Consider the following 13,640-nt stretch of genomic DNA (forward strand, 5'->3'; position numbering starts at 1 on the left):
CACTTATTTCCAGCCGGCAATCAGGTAATCGTCCATAAGCTGCCACAGCGTGCCTGTTTCGCTGAAACCAGCCTGACTCAGGCTTGCCAGCTGAAAGGCCACCGTTGTCGGCGGGGGAACCGGGCGCCCCGCGAACACGGCTTCCCGGGCCGGAATCAGCCTGGCGATGTCCTCTATCTCTTTAGCGAGGGTAAACCACGCCTCCCAGCCCACGGCACCGTGAGCCCAGGCCCGCTGCTGAGTTTGGGCATCGTGGCGCTCGCTGATCGCTTTCTTGTGGAGGTCCGCGGGGTTAAAACGCTGGTGATCGGCATTCAGGAACACGCCGTTATCGGCCAGCATTCTATGAATTTCACCGTGCAGAGCATGCTGTCTGTCGGGCATTAACCAGTGTAACGCGGTGCTTGAAACAATAGCTTCCGGGCGAGCCCCGACCATTTTTTGCTGCCAGTCAGGCGTGGCCAAATCGGCCGAAAGAATACGCACCCGATCGCCGAAAGGAAGCAGCGTTTCACGGGCGATGGCCAGCATGACCGGATCAACATCCACCGCGGTAACGTGCACAGCAGGGAACCGTTGCAGGATGCGCCTCGTGAGGGAACCCGGCCCACACCCGAGTTCGAGTAGTGAAAAGGCATCGTCAAACTGCAGGGCGAGTATGTCCATCAGGGCGTCGAAGCGCGCTTCCCGGCTGGCGATATAAGCGCTTTGCTGCCGATCCCAGAGCGTGACAAGAGTGTTCCATGTGATGTCAGTCATGTTTTTCCTTGGTAGAAAGTGAGGCAATGAGCCGGTTTAGCGCGTCCAGCGAGCGGATCGAGGGATCCATGTCATAGCCGGACAGGATGATGAATTTCTTTTCCTTCACGGCGCGCAGCCCGGCGGTGAGAGGGAAATGCTCGACAAAGGCTATTTTATCTTTGGCACTATCCCCGGGGCCGCCCCGGGGCAGATCGGCGAGCACCAAAATGTCCGGATCGCGACGGGCTATCTCTTCCCAGGCAACGTTTGGCCACAGCGCAGAGAGATCGGAGAAAATATTTTGACTGCCGCTGGCCATGCTCAGCATATTCGGCGCGCCGCAGCACCCGGCCACGTAGGGTGAATCCGTGCCGGAATACCACCAGAGGAGACGCGCCGGGGGCAATGTACCCGCACGCTGGCGCAGGGCTGCCAGGTACTTTCGGTTTTGGTCTACAAGCGTCATGCCCTGTTTTTCCCGGCGTAAGATTTGCGCTAAATCCTCAATTTCCTGAAACAGCGCATCAAAGCTGATATTTCGCCCTGGGGTACTTTGCTGACCTCCGCAGGCGCCTGATGAAAGCCAGGTCGATATCCCCCACGATGTCATTTGGTCGCGGGTCGCTCCTTCAGGTGACCAGAACCAGTACCAGCTTGAGGAGTAGACCATGTCAGGATGTAGCATCAGCAGCGCCTCAGCAGAAATGAGCCCCTTCTTTGCCACGACCGGCAGTGAAAGAGCGTTGCCGTCAGCCAGGTGCTGAGGGTCGTGGGCTGGATCGTAGCCCACGATGCCGACAATCTCTTCCTGCGCTCCTAGCGCCAGAAGATTTTCCAGTGCCGGATTGCCGTAAACCACGATACGCGTCGGTACGGCAGCAAAGCGCTGTGGTTCAGCGCAATTAGGGAGGGTAATAGCCCGTAGAGCTGAGGGAAACAGAAGTCCCGCTGCCAGAAGAATTAAAGCCGCTGGTACGGTCCTCAGAACCATACCGTCACCCAACCTTCCCAGGTGCGTGACGGCGCGATCAGCGCCTGGCCGTCGTAAGTCCGCTGCCAGGTATAAAACGTGTCGGTCAGGTTGCGCACCCGCGTACCCACGGTCACTTTAGGCGTCAGCCGGTATTCTGCGGCCAGATCCAGGGTAATGTAATCGTCCATCGGTCGGGTATTGCGATTGTCATTGAAGCTGCTGCCAACATAGCGCAGGTCACTCCGCAAGCTGAGAGGAGCTATGGGGTGCCAGGTAAGTGCGAGATTGCCGGTCCAGGTCGGGACATAAGCCGGTTGATTCCCGTCCAGATTTTCAGGCGGGTTACCCGCGCTAAAACGGTCAAATCTTGCGTGAGTCCAGGCCAGATTTCCCGCCATCTCCCAGCGCTCGTTGGGCTGAATAGTCGTGGAAAACTCAATTCCCCGAGATGTCTGCTGCCCCACGGCGGTAAGCTCCCCCGGCGTGATAGCTGAAGGAGTGAAGAGGTTATTTTTACGTAGCTGGTAGAGAGCAAGCCGGGTGGCCACTTTGTTATCCCAGAACTGGCTCTTGATCCCTGTTTCCCACTGCTGTGACTGCGTCAGCGGCAGATGAGTCTGGTCGGCGCTTAAGAAAAAGATGTCGCCTCCAGCCTCTTTGCCGTTGGCATAGCTGACGTATAGCGTGGTGTTGTCGGTGATATCCCAGTTCAGGCCGAGACCTGAATTCAGGAAGCTGTAGGTCTGACTTTCACTGCGCGCCGGCGTGTAGTAGCGCCAGTCCATATCCAGCTTCGTAAAGCGCAGCTGGCTTAGCAGGCTGAGGCTGCGGGTCAACTGCAGGCTGTCTTCCAGAAAAGCCGCAGACTGGCGTTGAGTGACCCGACTCCAGGGCGTGCGGGTAATGCCGGTTTCGGCACTGAAAGGCTCGCGCGGCGGATTAAATATGGGCACATCTTGCGAGCCGGGGAAGCCGTTTTTTTGATAATCAAAGCGGCTGGTTTGCAGCTCGATTCCGGCCACCAGGCGGTTATCGAACCCCAGCAGAGGACCGTCCAGGGACAGACTCGACCTGTTAGCCAGCAGGGTATTCTTATGGCTCAGATCGCCCCAGGAGTCGCGATTCACTAAGTCCGGAGCTGCTGCGCTGTAGCGATAGCGTTCCACGTTGTGCCAGGCGCGGTAGCCGGTGTAATACCAGGTATGGTTGTTGAAGCTCAGCCCCGGAGCGAGAGTGCTGTCCAGTACGGCCTGCAAGGCCGTTGCGTGGCTGGCAATCGTGGCGTCGGTCAGATTGTTGTAGTTCAGGCCGCGCAGTGACTTCAGTGCTTTGCCCTCAATCAATGGGGTCCCGAAGTAAGGATTGTTGCTCCGGTTGTTCATCCGGTCGCCGTAGAGCGTCAGGGTGGTGTCGTCGGTCAGGCGGAAGAGCAGCGAGCCGCTGACCCTCGACTGTCGATTGCGCTCATGCTGGACCTGACTGTTACCGCCGCTGCCTGAAGCATCCAGCCGCCAGGCTATTTTGTCCTGCAACAGCGTTCCTCCCGCTCCGCCCTGCAATGCCTGGGTGCTGTAGCTGCCGAACTGATAGTTGAGCATCGCCGGTGTGTCCACGAAGCTGGGCTGACGTGACACAAGATTGACGCTGCCGGCGGTAGCGCTCAAACCGTTCAGGGTGGAACCGGGGCCGTGCAAAATATCCACCTGGCCGTAGTGTGCCGGGTTGCCCAACTGGAGCGTGCTGCCTGGCATTTCCATCCCGTCCAATAGCCAGCTTACCGGCATAAAGCCGCGCAGTGAGAAGCTATTGGAGAGCGTAGGGGAAGCGACGCCGGACATGCCGGTTGCATGGCTGACGGTTTCGGCCAGCGTGCGGTCGCCGCGGACGCGGATCTCTTTTTGTGAAAAGGTTTCCACATAGCGGGGGATTTCTTTATCCGTCAGGCCCAGGCGTGACGCCGTGCCGACTGCGGGCTGAATTTCTGCGGGCGTTCGGCTTTCTACGGTGATGTTTTCTTCACACTCAGCGGAAGGGCAGCTGGCGGCCAAAAGCGGAGAAGAAAAAAACGTCAATGCGACGCAGGCATACGGGAAGGGGCGTTTGATTTTCATTGTGTATGTATCGACTCAGAATGAACGTGCCTGTTCAGAAAGTGGCGCCGTAAGACTCTACCTTGCCATCAATTGTTACGTTATAACATATCATTTCACAATGATGTGGAAATTAAAACGCTGTATTGCGTGTGGGTTTACGGCCAGGGAAGCGGGGCAGATAATAAAAAAGCCGCGAACGTGTGTCGCGGCTCTGTCGGGCTTTATCGCGGGCGAGAATTACTCAACGCAGAGTATACGCGTGGTGTTGGTGGTGCCAATGGTGCTCATTACGTCGCCCTGGGTCACGATGACCAGGTCGCCAGAAATCAGGTAGCCTTTATCCCGCAGGAGGTTTACCGCATCGTTAGCGGCGGCGACGCCTTCGCTTGCGCTGTCAAAGTAAACCGGGGTCACGCCGCGATAGAGTGACGTGAGGTTCAGCGTACGCTCATGGCGAGAGAGCGCAAAAATAGGCAAGCCGGAGCTGATACGGGACGTCATCAGCGCGGTACGCCCGGACTCGGTCATCGAAATGATGGCGGTAACCCCTTTGAGGTGGTTAGCGGCATACATCGCGGACATCGCAATGGCTTCTTCCACGTTATCGAACTGCACGTCGAGACGGTGCTTGGAAACGTTAATGCTTGGGATTTTCTCTGCGCCCAGGCAAACCCGCGCCATTGCCGCTACGGTTTCAGCAGGATACTGGCCTGCCGCCGTTTCTGCCGACAGCATCACCGCATCGGTGCCGTCGAGTACGGCGTTTGCCACGTCCATGACTTCCGCACGGGTTGGCATTGGGTTGGTGATCATCGACTCCATCATCTGGGTGGCGGTGATCACGGCACGATTCAGCTTACGCGCACGGCGAATCAGGGTTTTCTGGATGCCAACCAGCTCCGGGTCGCCGATTTCTACGCCCAGGTCACCGCGGGCTACCATCACCACGTCAGAGGCGAGAATAATATCGTCCATTGCGGCTTCGTCGCAAACGGCTTCCGCGCGTTCTACTTTCGCCACAATTTTCGCATCGCAGCCCGCATCACGCGCCAGACGACGGGCATAGTTCAAATCTTCGCCGCAGCGTGGGAAGGAAACGGCCAGGTAATCAACGCCAATTTTTGCCGCGGTAACAATGTCGGCTTTGTCTTTGTCGGTCAGCGCTTCTGCAGACAGCCCTCCGCCCAGCTTGTTGATCCCTTTGTTGTTAGACAGCGGGCCGCCTACGGTCACTTCGGTAAACACTTTCAGGCCCTGAACTTCCAGCACTTTGAGCTGCACGCGGCCATCGTCGAGCAGCAGGATGTCGCCTGGGACAACGTCGGCCGGAAGGCCTTTATAGTCGATGCCCACTTTCTCTTTGTCGCCTTCGCCTTTGCCGAGGTTGGCATCCAGCAGGAATTTGTCGCCCAGGTTAAGGAATACTTTGCCTTCTTTGAAGGTAGATACGCGAATTTTAGGGCCTTGCAAATCGCCGAGGATCGCCACGTGGCGCCCCAGTTTTGCGGCAATTTCACGCACTTTATCTGCACGCAGCTGATGGTCTTCAGCTGAGCCGTGGGAGAAGTTCATTCGCACCACGTTAGCGCCGGCGGCAATAATTTTTTCTAAATTATTATCGCGGTCGGTTGCCGGGCCTAAGGTGGTAACGATTTTGGTTCTACGTAGCCGTCTGGACATGTATTACTCCGTTGACTGAAACAACTTGGTGTTGCGTGAACAAAAACTCGGTAGGTCAGGGTGTGCTGTAAACACCCATGACAACGTAACCGAACAGCCTAATAAGTTACAACTTTGTTATCAAAAATTAACGTTCATCGCCTGAGAGAAGACGTTCTTTATCAAAGCGCGATTCTTTGAGCGCTTCCTTGACTCGCTTCAAGTTATCCCTGAATTTTGCCCCTCGACGCAAAGTAAAGCCCGTCGCCAGGACATCAATGACGGTCAACTGCGCCAGGCGAGACACCATCGGCATATAAATGTCAGTATCTTCTGGCACATCCAGCAGCAGGGAAAGCGTCGCCTCACGGGCAAGCGGGCTGCCTTCCGATGTGATGGCGAGCACAATGGCATCGTTTTCACGGGCTAACTGCGCCAGCTCAACCAGATTTTTAGTCCGGCCGGTGTGAGAGATAAGCACCACCACGTCCTGCTCGGTACAATTCATACAGCTCATACGTTGCATAACAACGTCATCTGAGTAAATCACCGGGACATTAAAGCGGAAAAACTTGTTGGTAGCGTCGTGCGCGACGGCGGCGGATGATCCGAGTCCAAAAAAGGCAATTTTCTTTGCCTGGGTAAGCAAATCCACGGCCCGGTTCACCGCAGACATATCCAGCGACTGACGAACCCGGTCAAGGCTCGCCATAGCGGATTCAAAAATCTTGCCGGTATAGGACTCGACGCTATCATCTTCATCAACATTCCGGTTTACATACGGCGTGCCATTCGCCAGACTCTGAGCTAAATGCAGTTTAAAATCCGGGAAGCCCTTGGTTTCAAGGCGACGGCAAAAGCGGTTCACGGTGGGCTCGCTGACGTCCGCGCTGCGGGCAAGCGTCGCGATGCTGGAGTGAATGGCGTCCTGAGGCGCAGCAAGAATCACTTCTGCGACTTTGCGTTCCGATTTGCTAAGGTGTTCCAGCTGTGACTGGATTTTTTCCAGCATATTCATAAAGGCGGGCACTCATGGGTTTTAGCGATTTCAGCAACAGAAGAAATCGTGGGCCGATTTAGCAAGAATATACTCTTGCTAAAATGTGATAGGGCGAGTCGCCCAGGTAATGTTGTTGTTTTTTTTCATTACATGATCGGTGTCTAACTTTGGCAACGGTTACATCGCACAATAAAACGCCAGTAAATGACGCTTTAGTGCGGCATTGTGGGAAAAGTTAGCAATTGAGGCGGTCAAACCGGGGTTAACGGTTGTCCTCGATTCAGCAAAAGCAGTACATTGCAGCGTAATAAAATTACAAGACGTGCCTGGCTTAATGCTATCCGGGCCCCAAAGGGCCGGTAAAAGCCGGGATATCCGAAACGAGGAGACAAACATGGCGGTAACGCAAACAGCCCAGGCGTGCGACCTGGTCATTTTCGGTGCAAAAGGCGACCTGGCGCGCCGGAAACTGTTGCCATCCCTGTATCAGCTGGAAAAAGCAGGTCAAATCCATCCGGAGACCCGTATTCTGGGTGTTGGCCGCGCAGAGTGGGATAAAGAGGCATACACCAAAGTTGTCCGCGAAGCCCTCGAAACCTTCATGAAAGAGAAGATTGACGAGAGCCTGTGGGACAAACTGAGCGGTCGTCTGGATTTCTGTAACCTGGACGTCAACGACACCTCTGCTTTTACCAAGCTGGGGAAAATGCTCGACCAGCAGAATCGCGTCACCATCAACTATTTCGCTATGCCGCCAAGCACCTTTGGCGCTATCTGCAAAGGGTTAGGTAAAGCGAAGCTTAACGCCAAGCCTGCTCGCGTCGTCATGGAAAAACCGCTGGGGACTTCCCTCGAAACTTCCCAGCAGATCAACGATCAGGTGGGCGAGTTCTTTGAAGAGTGCCAGGTTTACCGCATCGACCACTATCTGGGTAAAGAAACCGTTCTTAACCTGCTGGCACTGCGTTTTGCTAACTCCCTGTTCGCTAACAACTGGGACAACCGCACTATCGATCACGTAGAAATCACCGTGGCCGAAGAAGTGGGTATTGAAGGCCGCTGGGGTTACTTCGATCAGGCCGGGCAGATGCGCGACATGATCCAAAACCACCTGCTGCAGATCCTGTGCATGATTGCCATGTCTCCACCGTCTGATTTGACTGCGGACCATATTCGCGATGAGAAAGTGAAGGTTCTGCAGTCGCTGCGCCGCATTGACCGCACCAACGTGCGTGATAAAACCGTGCGCGGTCAGTACACCGCAGGCTTCGCGCAGGGCAAAAAAGTGCCTGGTTACCTGGAAGAAGAGGGCGCGAACAAATCCAGCGCCACCGAAACCTTCGTGGCTATTCGCGTAGATATCGATAACTGGCGTTGGGCCGGCGTGCCGTTCTACCTGCGTACCGGTAAACGTCTGCCAACCAAATGTTCTGAAGTCGTGGTTTACTTCAAAAACCCTGCGCTGAATCTGTTTAAAGATTCCTGGCAGGAATTGCCGCAGAACAAGCTGACTATCCGTCTGCAGCCGGATGAAGGCGTGGATATTCAGATCCTGAACAAAGTCCCGGGCCTGGAGCACAAGCATAACCTGCAAACCACCAAACTGGATCTGAGCTACTCCGAGACCTTCAATGAATCTCACCTGGCAGATGCCTATGAACGTCTGCTGCTGGAAACCATGCGGGGCATTCAGGCGCTGTTTGTTCGTCGTGATGAAGTGGAAGAGGCGTGGAAATGGGTCGACTCCATTACCGAAGCCTGGGCTGCGGATAACGATGCGCCGAAACCTTATCAGGCCGGAACCTGGGGGCCGGTGGCTTCCGTGGCGATGATTACCCGTGACGGCCACTCCTGGAACGAGTTTGAGTAACAGGCCGTGAACATGGCCGGTAAAAAGTCACTAACAAAGGGACCTTATTTTACCGGTAACATGATCTAACACAGAAGTGGCATAGTTTTTTATGAATAATAGCCCCGCGTGGATTCACCCGCGGGGCTTTTTTATTTACACTAGCTGAAGCGTTTTTGCTCCCGGCATCAAGTCTGATGGGCTACGATGGGCAACAAAGTTACATTCATCAGCTCTGAACATGACGGTATCAATGCGGGAGAACAGCCACTTTCTGAGGAACTTCTATGCATCCAAATTTGTTACGGGTAACATCGCGTATTATCGAACGCTCCCGCCCAACGCGCGAAGCCTACCTGGCACGCATTGAGAAAGCCCGGAGCAACACGGTTCACCGCTCGGAACTTGCCTGCGGTAACCTCGCGCATGGTTTCGCTGCCTGCCAGCCGGACGATAAGGCGGCGCTGAAAAGCATGCTGCGTAACAATATTGCGATCATCACGTCCTACAACGACATGCTCTCCGCCCATCAGCCGTATGAACATTATCCTGAGCAAATCCGTAAGGCGCTGCATTCCGTGGGCGCGGTGGGGCAGGTTGCAGGCGGTGTCCCGGCGATGTGCGACGGGGTGACTCAGGGCCAGGATGGTATGGAGCTTTCGCTGCTGAGCCGGGAAGTGATTGCCATGTCTACCGCCGTTGGCCTTTCCCATAACATGTTTGACGGGGCGCTCTATCTTGGCGTGTGCGACAAAATCGTGCCGGGGCTGACGATGGCCGCGCTGTCGTTTGGGCATCTCCCAGCAGTCTTTGTGCCATCAGGCCCGATGGCCAGCGGCTTGCCGAACAAAGAAAAAGTCCGCATTCGCCAGCTTTATGCGGAAGGTAAAGTTGACCGCCTCGCGCTGCTGGAAGCGGAAGCTGCCTCTTATCACGCTCCGGGGACCTGTACTTTCTACGGCACGGCGAATACCAACCAGATGGTGGTTGAGTTTATGGGCATGCAGTTGCCGGGGTCGTCGTTTGTTCAGCCTGATGCAGAGTTGCGTCACGCGCTGACGGACGCAGCGGCGCGCCAGGTCACTCGCCTGACCGGCAACGGCAACGAATGGATGCCACTCGGGAAAATGATTGATGAGAAAGTGGTGGTGAACGGCATTGTTGCACTGCTGGCTACCGGCGGCTCGACGAACCATACCATGCATCTTGTTGCGATGGCTCGCGCTGCCGGGATCATTATTAACTGGGACGACTTCTCCGAGATCTCCGAAATTGTGCCGCTGCTGGCGCGCCTCTACCCGAATGGCCCTGCCGACATTAACCACTTCCAGGCGGCGGGCGGTGTGCCGGTGCTGCTGCGTGAGCTGCTGAAAGGTGGCCTGCTGCACGAAGACGTTAACACCGTGGCCGGTTTTGGCCTGCATCACTACACCATGGAGCCGTGGCTCGACAACGGTCAGCTTGCCTGGCGTGAAGGCGCGAGCCAGCCGTTGGATAGCGACGTTATTGCCACGATGGAAAAACCATTCTCCCGCCACGGCGGAACCAAAGTGCTGAGCGGGAATCTGGGCCGGGCGGTGATGAAAACCTCAGCGGTGCCGGTAGAAAATCAGGTGATTGAAGCGCCCGCGGTTATTTTTGAAAGCCAGCATGACGTATTGCCTGCTTTTGAAGCCGGCAAACTGGACCGCGATTGCGTTGTCGTCGTCCGCCATCAGGGGCCAAAAGCGAACGGCATGCCAGAATTGCATAAACTTATGCCGCCGCTTGGAGTATTATTGGACCGCTGTTTCAAAATTGCTCTGGTGACAGATGGAAGACTGTCCGGTGCCTCAGGGAAGGTGCCTTCCGCAATCCATGTTACCCCGGAAGCGTATGACGGCGGGCTGCTGGCGAAGGTGCAGGATGGCGACATTATTCGCGTCAACGGCCAAACGGGCGAGCTTACGTTGCTGGTCGATGAAGCCGTACTTGCGGCGCGCACTGCTTATCACCCGGATCTCAGCGCCGAGCGCGTAGGGACTGCTCGGGAGCTATTCGGCGCATTGCGCGAACAGCTTTCGGGCGCTGAACAAGGCGCAACCTGCATTAAATTTTAAGCCCGCGGCAGTAATGCCCGGAACAGATTAAAAGTGGCTAAGAGGCGCTCAGATGAAAAATTGGAAAACTACAGCAGAACAGATCCTGAAAACCGGTCCGGTTGTGCCGGTTATTGTTGTTAACAAGCTGGAGCATGCGGTGCCAATGGCGAAAGCGCTGGTGGCCGGTGGCGTCCGCGTGCTGGAAGTCACGCTGCGTACAGCTTGTGCTATCGATGCCATTCGTGCGATTGCGAAAGAAGTGCCTGAAGCTATTATCGGCGCAGGTACCGTGCTGAACCCACAGCAGCTTGCGGAAGTGACCGAAGCTGGCGCGCAGTTTGCCATCAGCCCGGGTCTGACCGAGCCGCTGCTGAAAGCCGCGACCGAAGGCACCATTCCGTTGATCCCAGGCATCAGCACCGTGTCAGAACTGATGCTGGGGATGGACTATGGCCTGAAAGAGTTCAAATTCTTCCCGGCTGAAGCCAACGGTGGCACTAAAGCGCTGCAGGCCATTGCAGGACCGTTCTCTCAGGTGCGTTTCTGTCCAACCGGGGGGATATCTCCGGCTAACTACCGCGATTACCTGGCGCTTAAAAGCGTGCTGTGCATCGGTGGTTCCTGGCTGGTTCCGGCCGATGCGCTGGAAGCGGGCGACTACGACCGCATCACTCAGCTTGCCCGTGAAGCGGTGGAAGGCGCCAAGCTGTAAGCCATAAAAAAGCCCGCAGTACGCGGGCCCACTGACTCAATCGCCCTCATTTGAGGGCGATTTTTTTATCCTTCAACTTTTACCTGAGCGGCTGACGTCACGGCCCTTGTCACTGCCTCATCGACGCTGTTACCGGTTGCCAGCGCCACGCCCATGCGGCGTTTACCTGCGATCTCCGGCTTACCGAACAGGCGAACCTGTAAACCGCCGCCCAGCGCTGCTCCCACGTTACTAAATTTAACGTTATCGCTTTGCAACTCAGGCAGGATCACCGCCGATGCGGCAGGGCCATACTGACGAATTTCGCCGACAGGCAGGCCGAGGAAGGCGCGAACGTGCAGCGCAAACTCAGACAGATCCTGTGAAATCAACGTCACCATGCCAGTGTCGTGCGGGCGAGGGGAGACTTCACTGAAAATCACCTCATCGCCGCAGACAAACAGCTCCACGCCGAACAGGCCATGGCCGCCCAGAGCGGTAACCACTTTTTCAGCAATCTCTTTCGATTTTGCCAGCGCGATGTCGCTCATCTGCTGTGGCTGCCAGGATTCACGGTAGTCGCCCTCTTCCTGACGGTGCCCGATAGGCGCGCAGAAATGCACGCCGTCAACGGCGCTGATGGTCAGCAGGGTGATTTCAAAATCAAAATTGACCACGCCTTCAACGATAACGCGGCCTTTACCGGCCCGCCCACCTAGCTGGGCGTATTCCCAGGCTTTTGCCAGTTGGTCGGCTGTGCGGATGAAGCTCTGGCCTTTGCCGGAGGAACTCATTACCGGTTTCACAATGCACGGCAAACCAATCTCATGCACGGCCTGCTGGAAGGCTTCTTCGCTGTCGGCGAAGCGATAGCTGGAAGTTGGCAACTGAAGTTCTTCTGCGGCCAGGCGGCGGATCCCTTCGCGGTTCATGGTGAGTTTGGTGGCGCGGGCGCACGGCACCACTCGCTGACCCTGGGCTTCAAGCTCCAGCAGGGCATCGGTGGCAATGGCTTCAATTTCAGGAACGATAAAATCGGGCATTTCGGCGGCGACAAGCGCTTTTAGCGCCGCGGCATCCAGCATGTTAATGACGTGGCTGCGGTGTGCGACGTGCATTGCCGGCGCATTTGCGTAGCGATCGACGGCGATAACTTCTACCCCGAGGCGCTGGCATTCAATGGCCACTTCTTTACCCAATTCACCGGAACCCAGCAGCATAACTCGCGTAGCTGCCGGGCGCAGAGCGGTTCCCAACGTTGACATGTGATTTAGCCTTAACAAAGAAAAAGACCGCTGCAGTATAAACGAAAACGTTTGCGTTGGCAGCGGCTTTCCGGCTTGTGTGATAAAATGAATGACGATATACTGGATAAATAAACAGGTAAAACGGAGCTGCAAAATGGCGGTCGAGATTAAATATGTTGTAGTGAGAGAGGGACAAGAAAAAATGGCCTTTGCCAGTAAAAAGGATGCTGACGCTTACGACAAAATGCTGGATCTGGCTGAAGTCCTCGGCGACTGGCTGCAGCAAAGCCCGATTGCGCTGGATGAAGGGCAGAGCGACACCCTGGCGATGTGGATGGCGGAAAACAAGGATCTGCTGGCGGGCGTATTGAAAAACGGCAAGCTGCCAGAGCCGGAATTAAGTCAGTTTGAGCCAGACGCGGAGTCCTCAGCGCTTGAACAATCGCCAGCGGCTGAAGACAACGTCAGCGAACACCCTGGACGTAAACGCACCAAAGCCGCGTAATACGGTTCTGCTGTAAGCGCCGGGTAGCCGGCGCGATTCTTTTCCCATCTTTAGCGCTGTCCGACGTTTCTTGACGTCCTGTGGCCTACTCTCGACGAGTTAAGTCAACAGAGGATCTCCGTCATGAATAACTGGTTACAGCAGCTTCAGTCGCTCCTGGGGCAATCTACTTCTCCTCAATCTTCACAGCCTGCAGCCGGTAATAGCTCTGAAGGGATCGGTAAACTTCTGGTGCCGGGGGCGCTGGGTGGATTAGCCGGGTTACTGCTGGCGAGTAAATCTTCCCGCAAACTGTTAACAAAATACGGCACCAGTGCGCTTCTGGTCGGCGGCGGCGCCGTGGCCGGAAGCGTGTTATGGAACAAATACAAGGAGCGGGTTCGCCAGAGCCAGCCCGTTTCCACAGGCTGGAGTGAGCCGCACTCGTCGGTTGATGTTCGTACCGAAAGATTAATTACCGCGCTGGTTTTTGCGGCGAAAAGCGACGGCCATATCGATGCAAAAGAGCGTCAGTTTATTGAGCAACAGCTGCGTGAAGTCGGTATCGACGGGGAAGGTAAAGCGCTCGTCGAACGGGCGATCGACAGGCCGTTAGATCCTCACCAGCTTGCACAAGGTGTAAGAAATGAGGAGGAAGCGCTGGAGCTTTATTACCTTAGCTGCACGGCTATCGATATCGATCACTTTATGGAACGTAGCTACCTGAGCGCTCTGGGCGATGCGCTAAACATACCGCCGGATGTCCGCTCCGGTATTGAGCAAGATATTCAGCAGCAAAAACAACCGCTCGCGGTGTAATCC

11 protein-coding genes are annotated in these 13,640 nt (G+C 55.8%); 5 read left to right on the forward strand and 6 right to left on the reverse strand.

Annotated elements, in window-relative coordinates; translation table 11 throughout:
* Positions 1 to 3 precede the first annotated feature (3 nt).
* From ACREYP_RS09325 to ACREYP_RS09345, 5 genes are all read right to left on the reverse strand, one after another.
* Positions 4 to 759, reverse strand: coding sequence for a class I SAM-dependent methyltransferase (locus ACREYP_RS09325; protein ID WP_336818065.1), 756 nt, complete (start codon positions 757 to 759; stop codon positions 4 to 6).
* Complete coding sequence (locus ACREYP_RS09330) at positions 752 to 1,732, reverse strand: ABC transporter substrate-binding protein (RefSeq protein WP_336818066.1); 981 nt, start codon at positions 1,730 to 1,732, stop codon at positions 752 to 754. The genes ACREYP_RS09325 and ACREYP_RS09330 overlap by 8 nt, the downstream gene beginning before the upstream one ends.
* Positions 1,723 to 3,825 carry a TonB-dependent siderophore receptor gene (locus ACREYP_RS09335; RefSeq protein WP_336818067.1) on the reverse strand — a complete coding sequence of 701 codons (2,103 nt, stop codon included), beginning with the start codon at positions 3,823 to 3,825 and terminating at the stop codon, positions 1,723 to 1,725. Before ACREYP_RS09335 ends, ACREYP_RS09330 begins: the two co-directional genes overlap by 10 nt.
* 219 nt (positions 3,826 to 4,044) lie before the next feature.
* A complete protein-coding gene (gene pyk, locus ACREYP_RS09340) occupies positions 4,045 to 5,487 on the reverse strand; it encodes a pyruvate kinase (RefSeq protein WP_008453961.1) in 1,443 nt (480 codons plus the stop codon).
* A 127-nt stretch (positions 5,488 to 5,614) separates the two neighbouring features.
* The gene (locus ACREYP_RS09345) at positions 5,615 to 6,484 is read right to left on the reverse strand and encodes a MurR/RpiR family transcriptional regulator (protein ID WP_008453963.1); all 870 of its coding nucleotides are present in this window, start codon (positions 6,482 to 6,484) and stop codon (positions 5,615 to 5,617) included.
* A gap of 376 nt (positions 6,485 to 6,860) precedes the next feature.
* On the opposite strand from ACREYP_RS09345, the gene zwf reads away from it, so the two are divergent.
* The 3 genes from zwf to kdgA all read left to right on the forward strand — a co-directional run bounded on the left by zwf (position 6,861) and on the right by kdgA (position 11,108).
* Positions 6,861 to 8,336, forward strand: coding sequence for a glucose-6-phosphate dehydrogenase (gene zwf, locus ACREYP_RS09350; RefSeq protein WP_008453964.1), 1,476 nt, complete (start codon positions 6,861 to 6,863; stop codon positions 8,334 to 8,336).
* Positions 8,337 to 8,602: 266 nt separating this feature from the next.
* Complete coding sequence (edd, locus tag ACREYP_RS09355; protein WP_336818068.1) at positions 8,603 to 10,414, forward strand: phosphogluconate dehydratase; 1,812 nt, start codon at positions 8,603 to 8,605, stop codon at positions 10,412 to 10,414.
* Between the two features lie 52 nt (positions 10,415 to 10,466).
* The gene (kdgA, locus tag ACREYP_RS09360; protein WP_166991840.1) at positions 10,467 to 11,108 is read left to right on the forward strand and encodes a bifunctional 4-hydroxy-2-oxoglutarate aldolase/2-dehydro-3-deoxy-phosphogluconate aldolase; all 642 of its coding nucleotides are present in this window, start codon (positions 10,467 to 10,469) and stop codon (positions 11,106 to 11,108) included.
* 65 nt (positions 11,109 to 11,173) lie between these two features.
* Here the strand turns inward: kdgA and purT are convergent, their stop codons facing one another.
* Positions 11,174 to 12,352, reverse strand: a complete 1,179-nt coding sequence (gene purT / locus ACREYP_RS09365; RefSeq protein WP_166991843.1) for a formate-dependent phosphoribosylglycinamide formyltransferase — start codon at positions 12,350 to 12,352, stop codon at positions 11,174 to 11,176.
* Positions 12,353 to 12,488: 136 nt separating this feature from the next.
* Between purT and ACREYP_RS09370 the strand changes: the two genes are divergently transcribed.
* Positions 12,489 to 12,839, forward strand: coding sequence for a YebG family protein (locus tag ACREYP_RS09370; protein WP_008453972.1), 351 nt, complete (start codon positions 12,489 to 12,491; stop codon positions 12,837 to 12,839).
* 123 nt (positions 12,840 to 12,962) lie between these two features.
* Entirely contained in the window at positions 12,963 to 13,637 is a 675-nt protein-coding gene (locus ACREYP_RS09375) for a tellurite resistance TerB family protein (protein ID WP_008453974.1), read from the forward strand.
* The last annotated feature ends 3 nt before the right edge of the window (positions 13,638 to 13,640 follow it).

The sequence above is a fragment of the Enterobacter sp. TMH.L2 genome, from assembly GCF_050847315.1.
Taxonomy (GTDB): domain Bacteria; phylum Pseudomonadota; class Gammaproteobacteria; order Enterobacterales; family Enterobacteriaceae; genus Cedecea.

Excerpts from the sequence above, each read along its gene's own strand:
- ACREYP_RS09335 (WP_336818067.1), bottom strand. The coding sequence starts at position 3,825 with ATGAAAATCAAACGCCCCTTCCCGTATGCCTGCGTCGCATTGACGTTT.
- edd (WP_336818068.1), top strand. The coding sequence starts at position 8,603 with ATGCATCCAAATTTGTTACGGGTAACATCGCGTATTATCGAACGCTCC.
- zwf (WP_008453964.1), top strand. The coding sequence starts at position 6,861 with ATGGCGGTAACGCAAACAGCCCAGGCGTGCGACCTGGTCATTTTCGGT.
- ACREYP_RS09345 (WP_008453963.1), bottom strand. The coding sequence starts at position 6,484 with ATGAATATGCTGGAAAAAATCCAGTCACAGCTGGAACACCTTAGCAAA.
- ACREYP_RS09370 (WP_008453972.1), top strand. The coding sequence starts at position 12,489 with ATGGCGGTCGAGATTAAATATGTTGTAGTGAGAGAGGGACAAGAAAAA.
- purT (WP_166991843.1), bottom strand. The coding sequence starts at position 12,352 with ATGTCAACGTTGGGAACCGCTCTGCGCCCGGCAGCTACGCGAGTTATG.
- kdgA (WP_166991840.1), top strand. The coding sequence starts at position 10,467 with ATGAAAAATTGGAAAACTACAGCAGAACAGATCCTGAAAACCGGTCCG.
- ACREYP_RS09325 (WP_336818065.1), bottom strand. The coding sequence starts at position 759 with ATGACTGACATCACATGGAACACTCTTGTCACGCTCTGGGATCGGCAG.
- ACREYP_RS09330 (WP_336818066.1), bottom strand. The coding sequence starts at position 1,732 with ATGGTTCTGAGGACCGTACCAGCGGCTTTAATTCTTCTGGCAGCGGGA.
- ACREYP_RS09375 (WP_008453974.1), top strand. The coding sequence starts at position 12,963 with ATGAATAACTGGTTACAGCAGCTTCAGTCGCTCCTGGGGCAATCTACT.
- pyk (WP_008453961.1), bottom strand. The coding sequence starts at position 5,487 with ATGTCCAGACGGCTACGTAGAACCAAAATCGTTACCACCTTAGGCCCG.